The 24,461-nt window shown below is 66.4% G+C and carries 13 protein-coding genes and 2 pseudogenes; 4 read left to right on the top strand and 11 right to left on the bottom strand.

Annotation, left to right across the window (positions count from 1 at the left end):
* From QA861_RS47445 to QA861_RS25620, 10 genes are all read right to left on the bottom strand, one after another.
* Nucleotides 1-1,887, bottom strand: coding sequence for a TniQ family protein (locus QA861_RS47445; RefSeq protein ID WP_503461752.1), 1,887 nt, complete (start codon nt 1,885-1,887; stop codon nt 1-3).
* A gap of 322 nt (nt 1,888-2,209) precedes the next feature.
* Complete coding sequence (locus QA861_RS25660; protein ID WP_334590931.1) at nt 2,210-3,460, bottom strand: AAA family ATPase; 1,251 nt, start codon at nt 3,458-3,460, stop codon at nt 2,210-2,212.
* Nucleotides 3,457-5,814: a transposase gene (locus QA861_RS25655; protein WP_334590930.1), complete on the bottom strand. Its 2,358-nt coding sequence runs from the start codon at nt 5,812-5,814 to the stop codon at nt 3,457-3,459. Before QA861_RS25655 ends, QA861_RS25660 begins: the two co-directional genes overlap by 4 nt.
* Entirely contained in the window at nt 5,811-6,599 is a 789-nt protein-coding gene (locus QA861_RS25650; protein WP_334590929.1) for a TnsA-like heteromeric transposase endonuclease subunit, read from the bottom strand. The genes QA861_RS25655 and QA861_RS25650 overlap by 4 nt, the downstream gene beginning before the upstream one ends.
* 424 nt (nt 6,600-7,023) lie before the next feature.
* Nucleotides 7,024-9,156, bottom strand: coding sequence for a TniQ family protein (locus tag QA861_RS25645; RefSeq protein WP_334590928.1), 2,133 nt, complete (start codon nt 9,154-9,156; stop codon nt 7,024-7,026).
* 347 nt (nt 9,157-9,503) lie between these two features.
* Complete coding sequence (locus QA861_RS25640; RefSeq protein ID WP_334590927.1) at nt 9,504-10,739, bottom strand: hypothetical protein; 1,236 nt, start codon at nt 10,737-10,739, stop codon at nt 9,504-9,506.
* Nucleotides 10,736-15,202, bottom strand: a complete 4,467-nt coding sequence (locus QA861_RS25635) for a coiled-coil domain-containing protein (RefSeq protein ID WP_334590926.1) — start codon at nt 15,200-15,202, stop codon at nt 10,736-10,738. The genes QA861_RS25640 and QA861_RS25635 overlap by 4 nt, the downstream gene beginning before the upstream one ends.
* Nucleotides 15,203-15,224: 22 nt before the next feature.
* Nucleotides 15,225-16,043: a hypothetical protein gene (locus QA861_RS25630; protein ID WP_334590925.1), complete on the bottom strand. Its 819-nt coding sequence runs from the start codon at nt 16,041-16,043 to the stop codon at nt 15,225-15,227.
* On the bottom strand, nt 16,040-17,545 hold the full coding sequence (locus QA861_RS25625; protein WP_334590924.1) for a hypothetical protein: 1,506 nt from the start codon (nt 17,543-17,545) through the stop codon (nt 16,040-16,042). Before QA861_RS25625 ends, QA861_RS25630 begins: the two co-directional genes overlap by 4 nt.
* Nucleotides 17,546-18,190: 645 nt before the next feature.
* Entirely contained in the window at nt 18,191-18,451 is a 261-nt protein-coding gene (locus QA861_RS25620) for a hypothetical protein (RefSeq protein ID WP_334590923.1), read from the bottom strand.
* Nucleotides 18,452-18,462: 11 nt separating this feature from the next.
* On the opposite strand from QA861_RS25620, the gene QA861_RS25615 reads away from it, so the two are divergent.
* A complete protein-coding gene (locus tag QA861_RS25615; protein ID WP_334590922.1) occupies nt 18,463-19,101 on the top strand; it encodes a cytochrome P450 in 639 nt (212 codons plus the stop codon).
* A gap of 270 nt (nt 19,102-19,371) precedes the next feature.
* A pseudogene (locus tag QA861_RS25610) lies at nt 19,372-19,774 on the top strand (alcohol dehydrogenase catalytic domain-containing protein); the annotation flags it as partial.
* A gap of 350 nt (nt 19,775-20,124) precedes the next feature.
* Here QA861_RS25610 and QA861_RS25605 read toward each other — a convergent pair.
* Nucleotides 20,125-21,852 carry an LPXTG cell wall anchor domain-containing protein gene (locus QA861_RS25605; RefSeq protein WP_334590921.1) on the bottom strand — a complete coding sequence of 576 codons (1,728 nt, stop codon included), beginning with the start codon at nt 21,850-21,852 and terminating at the stop codon, nt 20,125-20,127.
* A 259-nt stretch (nt 21,853-22,111) separates the two neighbouring features.
* On the opposite strand from QA861_RS25605, the pseudogene QA861_RS47135 reads away from it, so the two are divergent.
* Both QA861_RS47135 and QA861_RS25600 read left to right on the top strand, forming a co-directional pair.
* Nucleotides 22,112-22,222: pseudogene (locus QA861_RS47135) on the top strand (IS6 family transposase); the annotation flags it as partial.
* Between the two features lie 769 nt (nt 22,223-22,991).
* Nucleotides 22,992-24,416: a non-reducing end alpha-L-arabinofuranosidase family hydrolase gene (locus QA861_RS25600; protein ID WP_334590920.1), complete on the top strand. Its 1,425-nt coding sequence runs from the start codon at nt 22,992-22,994 to the stop codon at nt 24,414-24,416.
* The last annotated feature ends 45 nt before the right edge of the window (nt 24,417-24,461 follow it).

Here is a 24,461-nt window from a genome sequence, read left to right as displayed (position 1 = left end):
TCAACCATGCCCGCGATCCGAATCACACGCTTGGGCGAGGACATCGACGTATTCATCGATGCGTTGAAGGAAGCGGAGTCTAGCTCCTCTGCGGTTACTGGGGGTCTGCAACTGCCCGATGGCGGAGACCAAAGCCTTGGTACCGTGCCGTGATTCGCGGAAGGCTTCGACCGATGGGCTGTGCAGATGATCGCCCTGGGTGACGCGAGCCCACGCGATGGCGGTCACCGCCGCCCGGGTCAAGGGTGACGTCCCGCTGGCAAGACGGACCAGGCCGTGTGCGAGAGCATCCAGGTCTTCGACGGGGATCTTCCAGGTACGCAGAGTATGACGACGCGCAGCAAAATCGACGCGTCTGGTGTCAACCTCCAATCCATGTGCCACCACCTCGACCGCCGTCTCAAACTGCGGCCATAGACCGGCCGGTAGCAGGCTTCGCTTGAGCGCGGTCAGACTGTGTTGGGCGGTGCTCCACGGTATGCCCAGGATCACGGCGCATTGCGGCCAGGTTCCGCCGCCGGCCATCTCGACGAGCTTGAGGGAAGCGACTCGACGTAGATGGCGCAGATTCCAGATATTTTCAGGCTCCCAGCAGGACGTAAGATCGCCGAAGTGCGTACCCATCCATTTCTCCGGTAAGAGAGCGGGGACATGCTCAATCCCGAACTGGCACAGGCGTGAGGGAATGCGTTGCTTCGCGTGGTCATGACCACCAGCGCGATTAAAACCAAGGAACCGCTGAGCCAAGGCCCTTGACAGGTGTGGAGATACCTCCATGCGCCGGAAGGCGGCACCGGTGTTGGCCTCATTGCGTGTGAATGCGATGGCGGCAAGCGGTTGAATCCGCTCGCGAAGGGCTGGATCGTCCTGGCCACGGTCTCCGAGCAGGGTGTCTGCCGTCAGCAGCAGTGCTCCGCACTCGGCCGGATCCTGGGGAGCGGCCCATGCATCTCGGACGCGCCTGCCGGGCCCGCGGTTGTCGCGCAGTACGGTCCAAGTGTCAACGTGGCCAGCGATCAGATCGGCGACGGCGCTGGAGGGGGCGAAGCTTGCGCTGTCGGGCCAACTGAGCCGGATGAGTTGTGCGGCGGCGATCAGGTCGGAGAAGAAGTGCTGCTCTGGGCCCGGGAAGTTGCGGCTGGCCACCGGCTGGGGTTTGGCGGGCGTAAGATGCTGGTCGATGCGTTGCTGCAAGGCGAGCATCATGACGAGGTTGTTTTGTGGCTGTTCGGTCGCAGCGGTCGCGTGGTCGAGTCGCGCTGCACAGAGTGGCGTCCGGACCCCAACCAGGTCGGACGCGAGGCGATGGCGGCACTGTGCTGGGTGGAGTCCACCGATCGTGCGTTGCGTGATAAGGCCTTGACGCTCAGTGTTCCATGGGCGGTTCGGGAGACCTCCACACTGCGGGCATCCCAGTTCCAGGATGCGGCTGTGGGTGGTGCACGCAAAGGAGACCGGGATATGCCAACGCAGTCTCCATGGGCCGCCGTACGTGTTCTGGACCATGCTTCCGTCCCCGGCAAGGCAGTTGGGGCAGTGGCGGCTGGACAGACTGAAGGCCCAGGTGCGATGAGCCGAGGCCATATTGCGGCTGCCGCCTAGACGAACGGTAGCCAGTGGTGGGTACGAGACGGCCATGGATGACAGGGTGAGCGCATCGGCCTCACCAGCGTGCAGAGACGCAGCGGTCTCAAGAGCCTTGGTGGACTCCGCAGGTAAGGTGACCAAGTATTCGGCGGGCATTCGGTGTTGGTGCCGGCTCAGTCCGCACAGCGCGGCGATCCTGGCCGGCGAGCGTTCCAGCCGGTGGGCCAGACGAAGGAGGAGGCCTGGCAGGGACTCTTCCGGGAGGGGCGCGAGGCTCCGTGTCAGCGGACGTTTCGTCAATGAACCGATCCTATTGTTGTACGGCAGCGAGAGTGCCCCAGTGCGGCACAGTTCCTCGTTTCACCTGCAGCGCCGGTTAGGTGCTGGCGTACCGATTCAGAACGAGGCCTCGTACTTCGGCTTCCGACAGGTCGCTCGTTTGCGCGAAGTTCGGCGGCCGCTCCGTCGTACAGGCCCAGCAGGTGGTCGGCGATGGCGGCCGTCGTGGATGCCGCACAGCTCAGCGATGCGCCCGGGAGAACGGTGGAGACGGTAGGCCAGCCACAGCAGGTAACTGGGCAGGGGCTCCAGGCTCCTGGCTAGTACGCGGCGCTGCACGGGCTCAGCCGGCAGAGCCAGCGGCCGCCGGGCCGTCGTCGTCGAACACGGTGTTGCGGCCCTTCGGCTTCTTCTTCGGTGTGGGGGCATGGGGTGGGATGTGGGGCTGCTCACCGGATTCGGCGTCGAGGTCGGGCATGTCGTCGGGGGTAACGGTGAACTGGTTGAGCAGTTCCTTGGTCAGACGTTCGCTCTCGTCGCTGATGGCGCGGCGGCAGCCGTGCTGAATGAGCTTCTCCAGAATGCCGACCACGCCCTTGGTGCGGCTGAACAAGTACTCGGGCATGTCGCCGTCGGTGAGCATGCCGACGGTGCTGTTCAGCAGCCGCAACTCGTCTTCCAGGCGCTCGAGATGGTCCTTCCAGGCCTGCATCTCCGCGGGTGTGGTGTATCTGAACGGGTCGAGGTCGACGACCTGAAAGCGGCGTTCGTGCTGGCTGGCAGCGTGGTCGTTGGGGCTGCGGCCGCGGTCCTTGACCTGCGGGTAGATCCACTCCTGGGTCTTGGGGTCGCGGAGGCCTTCGCGCAGTAGGCCCGAGGTGGGGATGCCAACGCCAACGAGGATGAGTGTGACCGGCATGCTCATCATCTCGCGGATCAGGTCGAGGACGTCCTGGTCGGCTTCCCGGTGGAGCTTGAGGCGGGTGATGTCGTCGATCACGAGTGCTTTGGTGGCGTGCTCGACGACGGCGGTCTTCACTGTGCGCACGAGGTCTTCCAGTCGCATGCCTTTGTAGTCCTCGCCGTAGAAGTCGAGGATCCGCTGGCAGGTGGAGATGGGGGTGGCTTTGACCGGGCAGCGTACGTAGGCGACGGGAGCGACCAGGTCGCGAGTGCCGGGCATGGCGTCGGGGTTGGCGTAGTTGTTGAGGGCTAGCCACTCCTCCTGGAAGCAGGCCAGGGCCTCGCACACGGTCTCGGTCTTGCCCTGGGCACCGTCGCCGTTGACCATGATGCCGCCACGGGTTCCGGCCTTGTGGCTGTAGGCGCCGTCGTCGATGCGTGCCAGCACTGCGTTGGCGACGTTCTCACTCATCGGGGTGGCCTGAATGGGCAGGGAACTGTGCGTCGCGAGGCGGTGCAGATTGTGGATGCGCCGCTGGCGCTTCGTCAGGCGGCCGTACTCCTGTGCCGTGAGGATGGGGGCAGCGACGAAGGATTTGCGGGTTTGGCACCACCGGTTCCAGCCTTCGAAGGTGGTGCGGTCCACCGCCGGGCCTGGAAGGAACGACAACGGGTTCTGCTGGGAGGTCACTGGCGGCCTTCTTCCTCGACCTCATGGGCCGTGTGGGTGGCGTCGTCATCGTCGGAGTCGTGCAGCAGGGCCGACAGACTGTTGGCGCGCAGCCGTTCGGACAGATCGGGCGGTGGGGACCGGCGGGCGGAGACGGAGGCCTCGCGGCGGCGTCGGCGTTCGCTGTTCACCGCGTCGTGAACCTGCTGAGCACGCTCCTTCGGACGAAGAGACACGACCTTGGCGTCATCGGAACCCGCTCCGGCTGTGGGAACGGCGGCGGGACGTGACGGCGACTCCTTCTTGACCACGCCTGCGGGGCGGTCGGCGGCAGCTGCGGCCGCCTGGGCAACTTCGCGTGCGTGCTCGGTGCGCTGCCTTTTGGAGAGTTGGGTCGGCCACTGCTCGACCGGGATGCTGCCGCCGATCAACTCGAGTAGTACTGGCAAGAGTTCGGTGTCCGCCTTCGGCGCAAGGCCCCTCCTGCGCAGTTCCCGCATGGCCTCACGGACGCGGGCGTCGCTGAAAGCCGGTACCTCGCCCTCCTCGGGCAGTCCCGTCCAGCGAAGTGTGTGCCACTCGTGTGTGCGCGGGTCCTGGAAGAACACGAAGCACGGATCGCGTGGATCACGGTGGATGACGTACTTGTTCTTGTGCCGACCTCCGCGGTGGGAGAGCTCCCCGCGGTACGGGTCCAGGGCGTCGCCGTCGTACCAGAGGTTCTTGATCTTCACGCCGCGCCTGCCGTGGATCGCGACTTTGTGCCGCGGCAAGAGCTCGTAGTACAGCTCGGCGGGCGGAATCCGCAGGGCAAAGCCGCCCTGGGACATCGCCGCCGCGAACAGGCTGTTGGGGCTGTGGTCGCCGCGGGGATCCCAGCTCGGGGCGTACGAGCCGAAGCGCCGGTTCTGCCAGGTCTCGACGACCCAGGTGGCGATGATGTGTTCCATCTCTGTCACGGTCAGGCAGGCGTCGGCCTCCGGGTCCACGCCTCGGTCGGCGACGTCCGTGCCCTGGTATCCGAGCAGGAGGGCAAATAGCAGTGACCTGATGGCACCGAACGTTCGCTCCACGGAGTGCTTGTCGGTAGGTCGCAGGACGCGGCTAGGTTTGATGTTCGCCTTAATGACCCGCTGCACCTCGACCAGGTGATGGTTGCGGTAGACGGCGCCATGGTCGGTGGTGACGGTCTCAGGCGGGAAAAACGGCAGTCCGGCGACCTCGTACCCGGCGAACTCCGCGACCACGGTGTTGGGGACGCCGGGATAGGCCCACTCCATGCTCGTTCCCCAGTCCGGGCGCATCGGCAGGGGCATCATCATGTCCCGCAGCACCATCGCCACGTCGACGGAGGTGTCGGAGACGAGGCTGAGCCGGAACGCGACGATCGAGCGGGTGTAGACATCCAACGCAAGTGTGAGATGCACAGACACCGGATCGCCGAACACGTTGTCCAGCACTTTCACCGGCAGCACGGTGGTGTCAAGGGCTACCACCTGGCCGGGGCGGTGCACCACGATGTGCCGACCTGTCGCGTACTCTTTCGCCTTCGCCGCTGAGCGTGCATAGCGCTGCCGCGCCCCGTTGGAGCCGAACCAGTCCTTCCAGATGGCCTGCAAGGTGTCGTAGCAGGGAATCTCGACGCGCGGTTCCTGGGAGTCGTCGTCGGGCGCGGAGTTGAACGTCTCGTGGATGTACTGGCGGATGAGAAGCTCTTTGTCCCGCATGGTCAGCTTTGAGCGGTGCCGTGACTCCTCGAAGACCGCGTACAGAGCCTCGCGTAGTTCGGGAGTGATCTTGTGCCCGGTCGACTCCCGCAGCCACCGGTCATCCGCCACGCCGATGGGACCGTACTTCGCTCGTGCGGTGTCCCAGCGGATCAGCGTGCGCAGGCTCACCCGATGCAGGCCGTTCGCCTTCGCCTGCACGGGGGTCTCGGCTGCGGCCTTCCGTAGCTCGTCCGTTTTCGCGCGCCGGCGCTGGGTGAGTGTCGTGGTATCCGGGTCGTACTGGGGTCGTGGTTCGTGGGGCAGCGCGGCGAGCGGATGACCGTTGCGAAAGCCGGTCTCGACCTCCCGCAGGTGTTCCATCCGGAGCATGACGATGGTGCGCTGTTCCGGTGTCAGGTCTTCCATCGCCTTGGGCTGTCTGCCCCGGTCCGCGGCCGGCAGGTCTGCGCGGGTACGGGTGGACGGACGGCAGTCCGGACGATGGACCAGCTCGCCCACCGAGGTCTTCCACGTCTCGCCGTCCTCGTCGACGAGCGTCACCCGGCCGAGGTGAGGCAGACATGACTGAATCCGCCAAGCGGCGCGGCTGATGATGAGCTCCGCGCCCGGCTCCAGGTTCCACGTCGCCTCCACTGCTGTGCTCACCGTGGAAGCTCCCGGTCACGCTGCTGTGGAAGCCGGATCAAGCTCGCGTCGCCGAACGGGGCAGAGAGGTCCGCGCCAAGGTGGTGGTGCCACAGCAAGTGGATCGCATGGGCGCGGGCGATCGCCGGAATGCGGCAGCGCTCCACCAACTCGCCAAGCGGTAATGGGCCTTGCGCTGCCACCTCCCGTAACTGCTCCTGAGTTCCCAGCACGTCTGGCAGTGGTCGCCGCTCCGCGGACAGCGCGTCCACGTTCGTCCACACGTGCTGGCGCCACCCCGCCACGACGGCGTACCGCCACCCCGCTGACAGTGCGGCCTCCGCCGCTGCGGCGAACTTCAGTGCGTCCTCCGGCTCGATCCGATTGGCCGGACGTATGTCGATCAGGAGAACCCCCGACTCCGTCACCAACAGGAAGTCGGGCGTGTGCCGGATCACCTTCCCTCCAGCGAAGAACTGCAGCCGGAACGGCTGACACAGAGCCTCCACCAGGCCGGCGGCGAAGTCGGCCACTAGCAGCAGGCGCTCCTCCTCATGACTCTCGAAGCCGTGGTGCCGGTCGGTCGACATCAGGTACTCAAGCCCGGGGCGGTGGAACTGGTCGGTGCGCCATGTGAACCGGCGCACGGGAACGCTCCACCGAAGATTTACCCTGTCCAGGTCGCGCACAGGGGTAGTGACCGGGGTTCGAGTCCGGCCGAACTTCCATGTCGTGGTCCAGCGCACGGGCCACTTCTCGTCGAGATCCAACGCATGTGCGAAGCCGGTGAAGCCGGTGTACTGCACAGCGAGGTCTTCGAGGGCACACGCATCCGACCACACACCATGAGGAGCCGACGTCGACTTGGGGAGCCAGCTACTCCCCGTGAGAGCCGAGTTCATCCGAGATTGCCGCCTCTGGATCATGATCTGAACGCCACGAGCGCGATGACGGTATGGCGACCGGCCCACCCCAGGGTGGGCAAAATTTCTTGAGTCACACGTACGAGTGAATCTGTGGCCGTTCGGCGGTCGCGGCCTGAAACGGCGGGCGTCAGCTTCACGCAGGTCGAGGGATTGTGCCGGTTGGCACGGAAGAAGGCGGAGTCGAGACGGCGTTGGCAAGGTGGGTGGTCTAGTGCCGAAAGACGCCGAAGCCGCAGGGCAAAGCCCAGAGCACAGCTGATGGTGGAGGTCGCCAGGTGGTGCTCGTCGAGCCGGCCGCGGGCATTCAGGCCGGCAATCCCTGCGCAATGACCTCGACATGTCGGATCCGAAGGTCTTCGCCGCGGTCACATGCTGATGCGAGGCGTTCGCCGTAACGATCCAGCCGCCGCCGGAGCGTGAGACGGGCTCCTTGTTGATGTTCCGGGCGGTAATAGAAGCGGCCTACGAAATTGCTCAGAGTGGCTTTGGTGCCGGAATGTACCTGCGGCGATTCGTTAAGCAGCGGGTGGTGAAGATACTCGGCCTCATTGACGTGCGACCACACGAGGATGGTGCCCGCGTCCGGATTGTACGTCGCGCCCATCTTCTCGAGTCGGGGGATCCCGGAGCACAGGGTCCGCCAGTCGCTCTTGGAAAGCCGCCAGTCGGACAGCGCACTGCGCCGGTGAGCGTAGTCCGGACGGATCGGGAGCCGCGCGAGGCGATCGGCGACGTCCCGTACAGCGTCCTCGAAGTGCGGCCACAGGTTGGCCTGTTTGAGCCAGCCTCCGAGAACGTTCAAGGTGTGCCGCCCTGTGCTCTCTGGCTTCCCCAGCGTTACCGCACAGCGCGGCCAGATGTCCCCACAAGCCATTTCAGCGAGCCGGAGTGAGGCCGCCCTGCGGAAGTGGCGCAGCAACTTGTAGCTGAGATCGGGGAGTTGTTCGAGAAGGTTGGCGAAGTGCGAGTTGAACCACGTAAGGGGAAGATACGGAGGTACGTGCTCGAGGCGAAAGCCGTCGGTGCGGGACTGGGCTCGTACCCGCGGGTCCCACTGGAAGCCGTGAAGCCGTTGGCTCGTCGCGCGGGTGAGACGCAGAGAAATACGTCCCTGTTGCCCCAGGCGCCTGGCGAAGTCCGGTGCTCGCTTTTGGGTTTCGCGAGCCAGCGGGCGGATGCGCTCATGGAGTGAGGCAAGATCACGGGTTCCGAGCAAGGCTTCGGCCGCCAGAAGGAGGGCCCCGCATTGCGCGCCATCCACTAGGGGAAGGCGCGCCTGGAAGCCCAGGTAGCGGCCCCCGACCAGCGGCGCGGCGTAGGTATCGATCAGTGAGGTCAACGCAGGTGCCCCTGCGAGTGAAGCACCGACGGGCCAACTCAGAAGAATCAGTTGGGCCGCGGCGACGAGGTCCGGGAGATAGGCGCCGTCACGTTCCTCATCCCCCATTGAGATTGCGGGGCTCATGGCCAGCTGCTGTTCGAGGCGTCCCTGGAGCGCGAACAGCAGCTCAAGATCCTGAGCAGGAAGATGGTGGTCGATTCCGACGACAGCCTCATCCAGCCGCGCTCCACAAGGAAGTCGCCGGATTCCGCCGCCGGTCGGCTGCCCCGGCGCGGGGTTTCGGCACCGAGCGGGGTGAAGACCCGCGATGCCAGGTTTACAGATCAAGCTGGTGTGCTGAGTAGTGCGACCGTTGGGCACGGTGCGACAGGCGGGGCATACGCTCTCCAGCAGGCGACGGTGCGTCAGACATGCGAATACGATGGGGAGGTGCCACCGCAGCTGCCATGCGCCGCCGAACAGTTCCTGGATCGGGGAGCCATCGCCGTGAAGGCACTCGGGGCAGTAGCGGCTGGGGTAGAGCATGGCCCAAGTGGAGGCTCCCGCACGGCCATTACCCTGCGCAGTCGCGCGACGTAGATCCGCCAGCGCGGGAAGGCGGTGCTGCAGCCCCACCAGGGTCATGTCTGTGGCTTCGGTCATCGTGAGTCGCATGGTGGTGCTGAAGTTCTCGAGCACCGGGGGCGAAAGGCTGAGCAGGTGTTGTGCCGGCGTACGGCCCTGCGCCATGAGGCCGCTCAACTGGGCGAGGCGTCTCGGCGTACGCTCCAGTCGGTACGCCGCGCGCAGCAAAAACCCTGAGAGCGATTCCTCGGGCAATGGGGCCAGACTCCGGGCTAGGACTCTGGGCGGAGGAACGCTTGGGGACGCGGAGGGAACCGCAGTTCTCTCCGCTCTCCTCGTCGAGGCATGCCCGGTCGGCGCAGCATTGCGCGTCGTCGCGTGCTCGGCCAGACGGATCCAACGGCGCACGGTATCCCGATGCACGCCGAATTCGTCAGCAAGATCGCCGTACGTGCGTTTCGGATGCGCCTGCTGATACTTCCGCACTGCGCGGTCACGTAACTCCGACGAATACCCTTCGTGGCTGGCCACAGATACACTCCCTCTCGGCATTCCCGATTGACTCACCGGCGGTCTCCCGCGTGCTGTGCCACCTCGCCGCTCTGAGGTGCGTCTTCGGCGGGATCGTCGCATGTTCGCAGCTCGGCAGTCGCGGTACCACCCAGGTCGGCAGAGACATCACCATCGTCATGGGTACGGCACCAGGCGCGCGTACGACGACTCGGCGGGCGATCATGCTTACGCCCTAGGCCTCGGCTCCGTGGCGCGCGCCTAGCCCTTCCTCCTGTCCCAATATGCGAAGTAGATCCCTGATTTCGGCCTTGGGACTGCCGAACCTAGTGGTGTCACCGCAGGTCAGGAAGGTGGTCTAGTGCCAACTAAAAGGCTTGGTCACAGACCCTGTGTCTATGCCTGCTGGACGCACCCTTTCCGGTGGGCCGCTGGTGTCGGAATCCCTGTTGCATCAGCGGATGTCCGCGTGCCAGTCCCTGTTCCGGGTGAGATAGCGGTAGCCCACCCACTCTTGGGCGAGCCGGTTGCCTTCCGTGAGAAGGGCGATTGTGTCCCCTCGATGCTGTGCGGGAAGCCAGTTCGCCAGATCCACGGCTTCCCGTACATCGGCTGGTGTTTCCTTCGCGGTGCGGGGGCGGCCGAGGGCGAGGAGCGCGCTGTACAGCACCTCGGTCGGTTGTACGGGTGGCAGCCCCAGTCCCAGGGACGTGCGTGACGCGTTGAAGAGGGATTCGTACGCCGCTGAGGTCCAGGTCGCCGAAGTAACGGATCTCGGAAATGCGGTGCTCCGCGGTGATGGCCCGGATGGAGGCCCGGAAGGTGCCGCCCAGGCCCCAGGCGACGTATCCGAGGCGGTGGTGCTCGGGCAGGCACTCGACGATGGACCACCAGGTGGTCGAGTTCTCGACGACGAGCAGGACGTCCCCGGTGCCGACGCGGCGGTAGTGGCCGTCGGCCTCCTCCAGAGGGAAGGTCTCCGTGAGCAGCGGCGGTGGCGGACGGAAGGTCCTCAGGACGGTGTCGAGCCGTTCGGGATCGGAGAAGAGGATGCCGGATTTCAGCTCGTCGAAGGTCTTCTCCGGCATGGGGAAGACGGTCTCCGACCCAAAGGTCGCGAAGATCTCCAGGGCCCGTTCGCGGATCGGCACGGCGAAGAGGTCGGGGTCGCTCTTGAGCCACAGGTTGATGGCGATGTAGGCGGCTCGCTGCTTGGGGGTGGCTCGGCGCCACTGGTCCGCCAGCCAGTGCAGTTCGTGGTGCCAGCGAGGCATGGGTTCCTCAACGCGAGCCGGGAGCGCCTCGGGCAGGAGCCAGATCTTGACGGGCAGGGAGATCTTCTCGGGCGTTCGCTCCTGGAAGCTCTTGATCAGACCGTGCTGTTCCAGGGTGCCCAGGCAGTGGGCGAGTACGGCCTGTTCAAAGTCCCCCTCGGGGTTGCGGTTGCGGATGGCCTGGAACGCGGCCCATACGGCGTCCAGCGGGATCTGGATCTTTCCGCCGCTGCCGCGTCGGTTGTCCTTGGCCCACTGGCGCAGACGGGTGATGAGTTCGCGTTCGCGTCGCGGCAGTTTCCCCGCCCTGGGCTGGGCCCCCTGCGTCATCGTCCGTGCTCCTGGTGGTCTTCGGCGTCACGGGAGAAGATCCTCGCAGCCGAGAGGCGTCCCGTGCCGTCGGGGGGATCCAGCCGGTCGAGCCGGTTACGGATCCGTTCGTCCACGATCAGGTACTTGAGCGCGGCTCTCAGGTCGGCGTCGTTGCGCAGCCGGATGATCAAAGGGAACTGCCCCAGCGCGCTCTCGTCGAAGAGGCCCGTGGTGTAGATGAGCTGGACGCCGAGCGCCTCTGCCACAGATCGTTGCAGGTCGAGGAGGTAGTCGGCGTTGGCACGGCCGATGGGGTTGTCGAGGAAGAGGACCCCGGCGTGACGGCTGCGTTTGCGGCCCTGATTGTTGGCCCGTAGCGACGCCATGGTGCAGTACAGCAGGATGGCGGCGGTCAGCTGCTGGCCGCCGGAGAAGATCTTCTTGACCTTGGAGACCCGCACCCGCTCCGTACGCAGAACGATGTCGGGTTTGAGGACGAACACCTTGAACCCCTTGGGCACAGCGGCATGAACACCGCGCAGCAGCAGGGACAGCCCGTCACGCTGCACTTTGCGCCCGTCCCCGGTACGGCCGACTGCGGCTTCGTCGACCACCTCGCCCATGCGCTCCGCGAGCAGTTCCTTCGCGAGCCGCTCGAAGGAGAACTGGAGGAACTCCTGTTCTGCCCAGCCGCCGAGGCTGCGGGGCAGTGTGGACACCCGCTGGGCCGAGCGAAGGATGGCCAGTGCCCGGTCGACTTCGCCCTTGAGATGGTCGATGATCACCTGGCGGTGGCGGCCAATCTGGTCCAGATCGTCGGCAAGGCTGCGCAACCGTGCGGCGAGAGCGATACGCCAGCCGGGGGCTTGGACGGTCACCTGCTCAGGGGGCAGGTTCAGGATCTGGCGTCGGACGGGAGTGGCCAGGGATTCGTACGTGTCCTTGGCCGCGTGCCTGGTCAGCCGTTCGTTCGCGCTGCGGAGGGTTCGCTCATGCTTGGCCAGGTTCTCTTGGGCGGCGTTCTTCGCCTGATCGAGTCGGCGGTGTTCGCCGAGCGCGGCTGCGGAATCGCCCCCGTATGGTTCCGTCGCGGGTTCCTGGGGAGTGATGCTCTCCAGGGTGGTGACGAGGACTGCGAGTTCCTTGGCCGCGTCCTTCGCGAGGCCGAGTCTCCGCTCGGCGCCTTCGTGCTGGGCACGTAATTCCTTCTCGACGGTCGCCGCGGCCGCGTGCTCGGTGGTGGCACGGGCCACCGCCTCTTGGGCGGTGATGATGTCGTGCGGCTGGAACGGCAACGACATGGCAACCAGCCCGTCCCGCGCGAGGGGGCGCAGTTCGTCCTGACGCTCTCGCAGCGTGCTTTCGCACTTCCCTTGGAGCAACTGCGCCTGCCCAGCAGCTTTTTCGGCCGCCTCCTGGGCGCGGACCGCACGCTGCCGGGCCTCCGCGCGGGTCACGGCGTCGGTGGCCTCTGGCGTCAGCAGGAGCCGATGGGAGTGATCCCGTGTTGTGTCGTCCAAGGCGGTGTACTCGGTGCGGGCGGCGGTCGCTTCCTTCTCCGCTCGGCCGAGGTCCCGGCGCAGTTCCTCCGGGACGTCCGCCTTCGCGTAGTTGTCGCAGGCCGTCGTGAAGGCACTGCGCAACAAAGGGATCGGCGTATGGAGAGCCCCCTCGTCGAGGACGAGCTCCTGCACGCCGGGGATGCCCGCCCACGCCTTATGTGCCTCGTCGGCGATTCTTCGCTGTTGTCCGGCCGCGCCTTTGTGTTCGGCGGCCAGGCGACGGTGCTCGGCGGCGTCGTTCTTCGCCTTCTCCGCCAGGTCGTTCTGGTGTCGCAGGGTTGCCTCGGCGGCTTGCAGCGTGTCAGTCCACTGCGGCACCAGCGCTAGCCTCTCCGCGAGGGCCGTGAGCCGGCGGCTAGCTTCACCCAGCTGGTCGAACTCGTCGTGTGCCGCGCGCTGGTTCCGGGAGTTCTCGGTGCGGCGCTTGGCCAGAGCGGTGACGGTCCGTTGCCGGTCTGTCGTGAGCTTCTGTGCGGCGACGACCTCCTCCGCCGCCAGGGCGAGCGATTCACGCAGCCCAGCGAGTACTCCGGCCGGATACTTTTCCTGCCACGCGATGATCCGCTGCAGGAGGACGTCGTCCGCACGCTTCGAGGCGGTCAGTCGGTCGAGACGCCCGACACGCACGGTGTGCCGTTGCTCGATGGCCTGGTGCTCGGCCTCCGCGGCGTCGGGGTCGTGCAGGGCCGGGTGGAAGGGGAGAAAGAAATCGGTTCCGCTTTCCTGCCCCGTGGCCAGGTCCTCGAACGCCTTCGTGGTCCCCACCGCGATGTACGCCGTGGCGCCGGGCGCTGTCCGGGCAAGGAGGTGACGGGCGTCGGCGAGCCGGTCGGGATTGTTGAGCAGGATTCCGCTGACGAGGTGGGGCACCCGGGCTATGAACTCCTCCCGTTTCCGTTCGGGGTAGTCCCCGAGATGCTCCCACCCCGGCCAGGCGTCGATGCCCTCGGCCAGGAGCAGCCGGCAGGCTTCGAGCACGAGGTCGGGCGGCGGCAGCAGACGGCCGTCGGCCAGGGCCAGGCGGGCCTGCCCGTCGCGTGCTTCCTCTACCCGCAGCGTGATCTGCTCTCGTTCGGCCTCCGCGACCACCTCCCCGAGGCGGTTCGCCAGAGTCTGAGCGTCTCGTTCCAGGTCCGGGGTTTCGCCGTCGAGGAGTTCCGTAAGCCGCGACTCGGACTCCAACTCGGCCTTGAGGCCCACGACCTGGTCGAGATCGGCCTGGATTCCTTCCGCCCGCCCGCGCACCGTCGCTTCGCCCTCTTTGGCCTCGTCCAGTTCCCCTTGCGCCGCGTTCTGTTCCGTCGAGAGGCTGTCCTCCTCTTCCTGGAGGGTCCGGATCCTGGTCTGGGCGTCATCGAGAGCCCGGAGTGCGTCCTTCGCGGCCTGCGATACGCCTTCGACGTTCTCCGTGAGCCCGGCCGACACGGCCTGCTCGGCTTCGGAACGGGCCCCCTGAATAAGCTGGTTGAGGTTGTCCGACTTGCTTTGGGCACCGGCGGCAACTTTCAGCGCATCCTCGCGCTCACCACGAGCCTTTTCTTCCGCCTTCTCGTGTTCCTCCGCCTCGGCGTCTTCGCTCAGCGCCTGGTAACGCGCCGTACGCACCAGCGCCAAGAGACCGCTGGCGAACGCCCTGGCAGCGGCGTCCCTCTCCCGAAGGGCCGGACGCGCCTCCTTCTCGCCGGCATCGACCAGGTCACGCAGCGCGCGCTCCTCGCTGGACTTCTCCTGATGGCGCAGGACAACCGCCGTAGCCTGCCATCCCGCCACAACGGCGTTCGCCTTCTTCCGTACGGAGATAGTCCGGTTGACGTCGGCCTCGGCGTTGGTCAGGTGCATGGCCGCAAGGGTGACCTGCTGTTCGGCCGCCGTCAGCCGCCACCGTTCGGCGAGATGAACAGTGGCGTCCAGATCCCCCTTCAGCCGCACGGCCTGCTCGTCCAGTTCCCTCAGCAGACTCTCGTCGTCCTGCACTCGGCGTTTCACACGGCTCGCGAAATTCTCCAAGTCCGTCTGGGTCCGTTTGACGTCCTCGCGTGCGCCGTCCACTGCACGAGCGGCCTCGGTGAGCGGTTCGAGCATGTCCAGTACCCGCTCTACGAACTCCTGTTCCAGCAGCAGCGTCTGGCGCTGGGCGAGCTTGTGCACGTGCTTGGCCACCAGTCCGGCCAGTTCGGCCAGGCCGTCGTGCTGAGCCACCGCCTCCAGGAGGAAGTCGACGAAGCTCGCGTCGGAGTCGAGATCGAAGGCCCGTACCGCCTCGCCCTCGTCCCTGTTCATCACCCGTTGGTACTGGAAGAGCTCGGAGTCGATGTCGAGCTTTCCCAGGAGCTCCATCCAGGTGGTCTGGGTCTTCGGCCAGTTCAGCCCCAGCCGCGGGTCTTCGTCATGGAGGTCGTGCAGCTGCCTGTGGTAGGCGTCGAACGACAGGTAGCGGTTGTCGTCGGTGATCGGAAGGCTGTCCAGGGACAGCGATTCCTGCGGCAGGAAGTAGTACCAGCCCTCCTGAAGGTTGTCGGCGATCTGCGAAGCCGTCTGGTTCTTCCAGGCCATCACCTTGCCCGTGACGAGTACCTGCCCCGTCAGCGAGTGCGTCCACTCTAGGACGACATGTGAAACGTCCTGGGCCAGCACGTAGTCGCCGAGAAGCCGCGGGTCGTTGGCTCCCTTCACGGGCCGCCAGCCGGGCAGCAGAACGGAGAACACCAGTTTGAGGAGTACGGACTTGCCGCCGCCGTTCTCCAGGAAGACCACGCTCGCCGGTGACGGGCGCAGCGTCTGGGTCGCGGAGCCGAACAAGTCGTCCTGCTCGTGTGTGACCGGCTTGCCGACGCCGCTGAAGTCCAGGGTGACGTCCTGGAACCGGGCGCCTGCGGGACCGACCGAGCACAGCCGGATGCGGGAGAGTTCGTAGTACATCGTGTGTCGCGAATCCTCGGGCTCAGTGCAGAGTGTCGGGGCCGGCAACACGGAGGGCGGCCGTGGGGTGCTGTTCGGCGGAGGCTCCCAGGCGCAGCAGTTCGTCGTATGCCTCGATCGCGGCCAGCTCCCGCACCTGTAGCTGGTAGCGACTCGTCGTGCGGTAGATCTTCCCTCGGCGCTCGGCGTCTTCCGACTCGGTCAGCATTCCCTGATCGACCAGGTACCGGAGTGCCTTGCCCACGATCGCCTCGGTCGTGGTGAGCGCGACACGGCCGTCCCCTGTCGAGCCGGCCTCGGGGCGACGCAGGTAGACACGCCATGCCCGTTCCAGTTCGCGTGCGTCGGTCATCGGATCACTATTCTCCTCGGCCTGAGCCACTCGCTCGGAGAGCTCCCTGCAGACATGGCGTACGAATCCGTCCACCGATGAGACGGTGGCCCGGCCCACGTAGTGATCGTCGGCCAGGTCCTCGGGCCGGGGGAAGCAGCGTGCGGCGATGGCGAGATGGGCGATGCCGTGCAGAATCCGCTCCGACTCACGCTGATGGGTCTGCCGTGCCTGCCTGGCATAGTGCTCAAGCCTGGTCTCGAACGCCGAACCGGGCAGCGCTCCGAGGACGGCGCCGGCCTGTCCGGTGACGGCGATGACCCGCAGTCCCAGACCCGCCGCGCTTTTGATCACCAACTGCTCGAAGGCCGGTTCCTCGTCGTAGCGGCGGACGAGTGCCGCGTAGTCGGCGTCCCGATGGGGGCGCAGCCTGGGCCGGAACCCGAACGAGATCAGCCGCGTCGCTTCCTCGGCGTCGTGCTCGCTGTACATACCCAGACCGCTACTCATCGGTCTTCGCCCCCGGTGGTCCATGTGGTGTGGGTCTGCTGGTCGGCACCAGCCGGCTTGAGCCGTGCGGTGGTGAGGAGGAGGTCGTCACCCAGAAAGCCCTGGCTGTTCAGCTCGTTGTCGTCGCGTACGGCCAGCAGGACATGGTCGTCCCGGCGGCGCAGGGCCGTTCCGGTCTGTGGGCTGAAGGCGTGCAGTCCAAGGAGCGCGACAAGCTCGGGCAGTTCCGGGTCGAGGGCCGCGGCCTCGTCCAGCAGGACGGACAGAGCCCGGACACGGTCCGGAAGATCGAGCAGGCTCTCTGCCAACTCCCACTGCCGGTCCGTGAAGCCTTTCTGCTCCTCTAAGGGGTGCAGTTCGGGATTGGGAACCTCGCCCGCGAACCGGCTGCGCTCCGGCGTCGGCCGGAGCAGCAGGGAGACGAGGGCCGCCAGGTCCGGCGCGTTCCGCGCGGCGGGCCCCACCGATTCGGTGAAGAACCGGTCCGTCGGCCCGCCCGCGTCAGCGATCGCCAGATCGAGTACGGGCTTGAGCAGATCTCCGAACAGGTCCGGAACCTGAGGCCGGAGCACGTGGGTGAACTGCTGACGGTCCTGCTGCTCCCGGAAGAAATCACGTGCGCTCATGAGAAAGGAATGGAGTTTCATGTGGCGCCGCACACAGTCGTCGACGATCTCCACGAGTTCTGCCGCGCGGCGCTTGTACGCGGGGTCCTCGGCCTCGTCACGGGCTTCGGCCATGTTCGTGGAGATCGCCCTCTCGGCTCTGACCCGCTCCTCGACGTGCTCCAGAGCAGCATCGAGCAGCGCGGGAACCTTCTCCTGCCAGTCCACCGTCTGCACGTCGCGTTCGGTGGCCTCCAGCTGCGCCCGGATCATTTCCCCGTACTGGATGGTGCGGATACGGGCCTGCTCGGCCACCAGCTTGGCGTCCGCGAGCCGCCCCCGCCTGATCAGGTTCTCCAGTTTCACCTCGGCGGCGATCTGGGCGGACTCGACATCCGTGTCCAACGCTCCGACCAGGACGTTCAGCGCCTCGTCCGACGCACGCAGATACAGCTTTCCCTCATCATCCCTGCGTTCCTCGATGAGCTTGAAGTCGAAGGTGTACACGCGATAGACGCCGTCGGGATCCACGGACCCGTAGGGCCGATGGAACGACCTTTCCACGTCCCCGAGATTGATCAAGCTCTCCAGCACCCACGCGGCGACCCTTGTGTGTTCCGCGGAAGACCGCTCGAGGGACTGCAACGCGACAAAGCGCTGGACCCGCTCCAGGATGTGCTGGTGATCAGCGCCCGTGTCGAAGTCCATGGCGATGGCGACCTGGTCGATCGTGTGCAGGGCGATCTCCGCCATCAGATAGGCCTTCGCGTCGGCCCACTCCAGTTTCCCCTTGTGCGCGTCCAACTCGTGGAGCGGAACCGTGCAGGCCAAGGCCTTCGCCCTGCGGCTGAGGCCTTCGTCGGCCCGGACTGCGGTCTCCCAGGTCTCATCTCGCACGAATGACACACTAACCTTTCATAATCGTGCCATTCGCGGGTTTCTCTCTGTTCTCCTCCGCTTATCCTCCACGCCCTGCGGCCCGATGTGGTGACCCAGGCTCATCAGTTCCCCTCGCACGTCATGCCTCATGAGCAGGCAACGGAACTTGGCCTGTTCAGAGCGCTCCGTTGCTGAAAATCGAGGCTTCGGTCATCGGTCCACCTCGTCGGCACCCAGAGCCGTTCAGCGACCTGATCGGGGCGTTCTTCGGATGATTGGGGCACGGACCAGGAGTTGGAGCATGCTGCCCTCGTGGCAGCCGAGAGTGCTAGGTGGCTTGATGCCCGAGTGCGGCGACACGCTTCGTGACCTGTGCTGTACCAAAGTGCCAACTATCCCTCTGATCCTGCGTCTCCAGCGGCGGAAGTTAGTTGGCATCAGTGCAGGTCACGAACGTTGCCCAGTGCCAACTAGCAATCCTGGTCACAGCTTGTGACCACAGACGTTAGTTGTCACATACCGAGGATGGTTGACACCATGATCAATCCAGCCCTCCGGTGTGTTCCAGGCCTCGCCGGTCAGGTCTTGATGGCTTCGCCCAGCTTGATCAGCGAGTGAGCCGCGCCGATCTCACGCAGCTGCGGTGGTGGCGCCGTTGGCCCATTACGTGGATCGGGTGCGGGAGGTCTGGTGGAGTGCGGCGACCTGCAGCATCAGGTCGCGGTGCGCGAGGTGATCGTCGTGGAGGGAGTTCAGGGCCCTTATCTCCACGACACGTTCGGCGACCGGTCTGCTGGGATGTAACAGGTGGTCCAGGACCGCGTGAGTGGCCATGTGACCTTCTTCGTGTTCGGGCCACGGACGGTTCTCGAAGTTCTCGATGAAGGCGGCGACCATGGCATCCCAGTCCTTGGGGAAGTCCATGACGGATTGCCGTGCTCGTCGACGAACAGCCGGCCCATCTCCTGCCAGAAGCGGTGGGCCGCGATCTTCTGCTTCCCGTTGTAGCCGGGGAGGCCGAGGATCCGGTTGAAGCGGTGCAGGGAGGCGGCGCTGAAGGCCAGGGTGTAGACGTAGTCGTCCTGGTGCGCGAAGTTGCCCGGGTAGCGCTTGGCGTGGAAGGCGTGCAGCTTGTTGATGCCTTCCACGGACTTCTGCGTCTTGGGGTGGTGGGGGCCGTAGTGCCACCACACGAGGTTGTTGCGGACGGTGTCCTCGAAGCGCTGGGTAGCTCGCTCGACGGCTTTGCCGTCTCCCTTGTGCCACAGGGGCTGGGCTCCGTGGCGGGGAACGTGATGCTCCTCGGATCGGCCAACCGCGACCCGGACCGCTGGGACGAGCCCGACCGCTTCGACCTGACCCGCGACCCCTCCGGACACGTCGGCTTCGGCATGGGCATCCACCAGTGCGTCGGCCAGCACGTCGCCCGGCTGGAGGCCGAGACGCTGCTGACCGCCCTGGCCCAACGCGTCGATCGGATCGAACTCACCGGCACAGCCTGCCGCCACCTCAACAACACCCTGCGCTCCTGGGCCTCCTTGCCCGTCCACGCCCACCCCTCCAGCCGGTCGTGACCGACGGCCGCGCTTCGGATCCCCGCTGTCGACTACGACGCGGGGATCCGGACGACCAGCCTCGGCACCGCGCCCGCAGTCGGCCGCATAGGTTCGATCCTCATCCCCGATCTTCGCGGGCAGCACGCTCGGCAACGGCTGGCCCCGCAGAACCTGTACCTCACCGTCGGCGCGATGTTCATCGCCACAGTCGCCCTCTTCCCGCTGCGTCCCGCCGCGGCAGAACAGCCCGAACCTGTCGCCACGGCCGTCGCCGACAGCACGCGCTGAATCCCGCACCGGGGAGCCGATCCACAAGGTGTCGTCGCCCGGAAGAAGGGCAAGCCGGTCCAAGTCGAGACCATCGTGGTACCGGATCCGGGCCCGGCGAGGCGGTGGTGCAGGTGCAGGCGTGAGGTGTCTGTCACACCGATCTGCACTACAAGAAGGGCGGAATCGGCAAGGAGTTCCCCCACCTGCTTGGGCACGAGGCCGCGGGCGTGGTGGAGTCCGTCGGGGATGGCGTCACCGAAGTCGCTCCCGGCGACTTCGTGATTCTCAACTGGCGTGCGGTGTGCGGGCAGTGCTGAGCCTGCAAACGCGGGCGGCCATGGTACTGCTTCACCACCCACAACGCCTCGCAGCCGATGACGCTCACACCGACGGCACTCCGCTCTCGCCAGCACTGGGAGTGTTGCTACGACTGGTTGAACCCGGTCTGACAGTAGGTCTGGGCCTTCGACTCCTGTCGCGCTGGGGTGGCCCCTGGGGTGACCCAACGCCACCGGCCCCGCCGCGAGCGCGAGTTGGGCACCGAGCGGAACCAGAGGCCCGGGTGAGCGACCTGGTCCGGGCCTCCGTAATGATCACCAAGTCCGCGCCCGCACCCTACCTGCCCCTCACGCCAAAGACCGTCCAACCAAGGGACTTGAAGCCGCCTGGTTTCAGTCTGTGAATGTTCGGGCTTGCGCGGAGGCCGACGGCTCGGCGCGCACGCCACGGGTGGGTGGCGTTGCTGCCGGGCCGTCAGTCACTCACGCGCTCTCACTTCCCGTGTGAAGCCCTGCGGCGACGTCCGCGAAGAACCAGCATGCCGCCGGCAGCGATGACCAGCAGGCCGCCGAAGGCGCTGTACGTGACAGCGCTGCTCGCCCCGGTGGAAGCCAGGGGGCCGGACGCGCCGTTAGGGGTCGGCTGGCTGACGGGTGTGCCGACCTTCGCCTTCGCCTCCGCCTGCGCACGGGTGCCGGTCGTGCCGAGGGCGGAGACCACCGGCGTGGCGGCGGTCGGCGTGGGGAGGGGCGACGGCTTGTCAGCGCTGGCGGTCCCCGAGGCGGGCTTCAGCTGAAGAGTCGTGATCGAGTACGGCGGCAGCGTCTGTGTGACCGCCGTGCCCCGCTTCGCCGTGGTCAGGGAGGTGGCTCCCTTGGCATACGAAATGGTTGTGACCGCCCCTGTGGCCGGGGTGAATCCGGCGTACGAGAGCGACACCTGCGCCGCGTTCTGCGGGTTCTTGTTGGTCAGCATGACGTTCAGACCGCCGTTGCTGTTGCGCACCGCGTGCACAGTGACCGACGAGTTGCGCGAGGACGACTTGACCATGGTGTCGCCGGGCTGCGCCAGTGCGGTCAGCGAGCGGATGCCCCAGTAGGTGGGGAAGGTGGTGTCGCGCGGCGGTTGGCACTTTCCCCCGGCGCAGGTTCCGGCGGAGAGAATGCCCCCGTCCCGGTAGTCGGTCTGGCCGTGGACGGTGGTGGGTGCTTCGCTCGTGCCGTTGTGCAGGTTCCACCAGTCCACGTGGGTGGCGCCCTGCTCGAACCAGGTCATGTAGGTGTCCGGCGCGAACAGGGCCGCGGCCTGGCTGGTCAGGGCGGGCGAGCCGACGGCGTCGGTCTCGGTGACCGCGATCTCCACCGAAGCGGCGCGCGAGCCCGTGTACTTGGCGATCAGCGAGCGCAGCTCGGACGTGGTACCGGCGATCCGGGAGGGGGTGTTCAGCAGGTCGGCGGTGGTGGTGCCGCCCGGATACCAGTGGACGATGACGAAGTCGATCGAGCGTCCCGCGATGGAGAGCACCGTGTTGTTCCAGTCGGCGCTGTCACCGGGAGCCTTCTCCTTGTCCGGCCAGCCGCCGGGGGTGGTGAGCACCGCTCCGATCTTCACCTTCGGGTCCACGGCCTTCATCGCCTTCGCGTAGGCGACCAGGTTCTTCGCGTACGCCGTCGGGCTTTTGTCGGCGTGCTTGTCAAGTTCCCAGCCCTTGCCGTCGCCGTAGTGCCCGTTGCCGTAGACCTCGTTGCCGATCTCCCAGTACTTCACGCCGTAGCCTTTGTCGACGTTGGCGTACTTGACCCAGTCGGCGGCCTCCTGGGGGGTGCCGGAACCGTAGTTCGCGGTCAGGATCGGCTGGGCGCCGACCTTCTTCGCGGTGGCCATGAAGTGGTCGAAGTCGGTGTTGGAGGGGATCCAGCCGCTGCCGTCGCCGGAGGTGTGGGTCTTCCAGTGGTAGTCGTCCGCGCCGGAGCCGCCGGGATAGCGCAGCTGCCGGACTCCCGCGGCCTTCATGAGCGATGTCACCTTGGCGTCGCCCATGTGCTCGTCGCCGAAGCCCGTGTTGAGGCCGACACCACTGCTGGGCACCGTGCCCAAGGAGGTACCGGCATCCACACTGATACCGACGGCCGTTGCGGCGCCCGCGCTGGGCGCCAGGGCACCGACACCGGCCGAGGCGGCGAGCACCGCCACCGCCCCCAGGGCAAGATGCCGGAGCATCCGGCCACGGCGGGGCATGCGCCCCCGAGGCATCGGCTGCTCGGCGGATTTCGGGTCGTGTGGTGACACGTGGGGCTCCGATCGGGTGTTGATACAGAGGGCGTAGTGCCGCTGACCACGGCTCGCCCTCGTCGGTACACCCCTAAGTGGCCGGTCGGAGCGGAAAGGTTGCCATCTCAATCATCTTTTTCGCCGAGACGCGGTCACCGTCTCACCGGACCCCGTGACCCCCTGACCCGATGCCCCACCAGGGCTCCCTTTCCGACCCCACCGCCACAGCCTGTCCGCTCCCCACTACCGGGCCGAGATGATCATCCGCTTCGCCATCTGGGACCACATCACCGGCATCGCCGGCCTGCCCGCAACGGCCTGCCCCAGGCCGACACCCGGGCAGGCCACATCCAGCACGCTGTCAGGCGCTCACGCACCCAACAACGTGACAGCGCTCTCCGGAGTCCGCCCAGGTCACCACCGGCTTGTGGGGTGGCCGCTGACATCCCCGTGGCGACCCCTTCGACCATGCCCTGGCTGGAGTTGAGGATGTGGGAGGGCGGGATGGGCGGCGCGGACGCAGCCGGAGATCGGGGCGTGCTCACCGGTGTGTTGCGCGTCGGCGGGGGGACGTGAAAACGGCCGCACGACTGGTGGTTACAGCCTGTGGAGCGCAGGTCGGCCAGGACTCGTCCCGGCGCAGCGCGACGAAGCAGGAAACCACGGATTCCCGTCCTAAGACTGCGCCGTTACGCGGCGCAAGCTTCGGACGGGAAGGCCGGAATCCTTGGGCTTCAGCCCGAGGAGCAGGTCGACGCGGTGCGGTTACGCGGCGCGGGTGAACTGCCACCAGGTCATGTTGAACACAACGGTGCCTGCCCAAGCCCGCGCCCGCACTGCTACCTGACCCTCAGCCAAAGACCCGTACAACCACGGAACTTGATGCCTCCTGGTTTCAGCCTGCGAACGTTTCTGCCGCGGATTTTGCAAGAAGTATTGACGTCATTCATGGGATGTCTAGCATTCCCTTGATCGGTACTACGACCCTTGTTCGGCATATCGGACAGCCGGGGTCGTGTCCACACCGCCTCCGGACAGCCTCTGACGGGCTAAACCGGAGTCGCTTGCTCAGGGATGACGAGGTCCTTATGTCCAGACGTAGTTTCCGTCGCAGACGTCCGTCGGTGGTCCTCGCCGCCGTGGTCGCGGCTCTGGCCGCGTTGGCGGCGCTGCTCGTTGCCGGCCCGGCTCAGGCGGCCACCACCAGCGATGTGCGCGGTGTTGATTCCGGCCGGTGTCTCGATGTGTCGGGCTTCAGCCAGACCGACGGCGCGAACGTGCAGATCTGGGACTGCCATGGCGGAACCAACCAGCAGTGGACGTTGACGGACAGCAGCCAGCTGACCGTGTACGGCAACAAGTGTTTGGACGCCCGGGGCGGCGCCACCACGTCCGGCACCCCGGTGCAGATCTCGACCTGCAACGGCAGTGACAACCAGCAGTGGCGGGTGAACCCCGACGGCACGATCATCGGCGTGCGGTCCGGGCTGTGCCTGGAAGCCTCGGGCTGGGGCAAGGCCAACGGCACGGGGGTGCAGATCTGGTCGTGCCACGGTGGCGCCAACCAGAAGTGGACCGGCCTGTCAGGGGCGAGCAACGCGTGTGCCCTGCCGTCGACCTACCGGTGGACCTCGTCGGGTCCGCTGGCGGAGCCGGCGAACGGGCAGCTCGCGCTGAAGGACTTCACCACCGTGAACTACAACGGCAAGCACCTGGTCTACGCAACCACCGCAAACGCAAGTGGGTGGGGCTCGACGGGGTTCAGTCCCTTCACGAACTGGTCGGACATGGGGGCGGCCACCCAGACCCAGATGAACCAGGCCGCGGTGGCGCCCGAACTGTTCTACCTCTCGACCAAGAACATCTGGGTGATGGTGTACCAGTGGCCGGCGTTCCTCTACCGCACGTCCAGCGACCCCACCAACCCCAACGGCTGGTCCGCCCCGCAGTCGCTGTTCACCGGCACCCTCCCCGAGGGCCCCGGGACCCGGAGGGACGCCCCGCTCGACGCGACCCTGATCGCCGACGACCAGAACATGTACCTGTTCTTCGCCGGTGACAACGGCAACATCTACCGGACGAGCATGCCGCTCGGGAACTTCCCCAGCAGCTTCGGCTCCTCGTACACGACGGTCATGAGCGACACATCGAACCTTCTGTTCGAGGCGCCGGAGGTCTACAAGGTCCAGGGCCAGAACCAGTACCTCATGATCGTTGAGGCGCAGGGTTCGAACCGCTACTTCCGCTCGTTCACCGCCCCCAGCCTGAACGGTCCGTGGACCGTCCAGGCCGGCAGCGAGAGCAGCCCCTTCGCGGGCCAGGCCAACAGCGGTTCCCCCTGGGCCCAGGGCGTCAGCCACGGTGACCTGGTCCGCAACAACCCCGACCAGACCATGACCATCGATCCCTGCAACCTTCAGTTCCTCTACCAGGGCCTCCTCAAAGACATCCCGCCGAACACCGACTACCTGAGCCTGCCGTACCGGCCGGGCCTGCTCACCCTGCAGCGCTGACCCGCCTGATCCACGGTGATCGCGACGGGGTGCGGCCCGCCGACG

Origin of the sequence: Streptomyces sp. B21-083, from assembly GCF_036898825.1 — a bacterium.
GTDB lineage: Bacteria > Actinomycetota > Actinomycetes > Streptomycetales > Streptomycetaceae > Streptomyces.
This window is presented reverse-complemented; position numbering and strand designations above follow the sequence as displayed.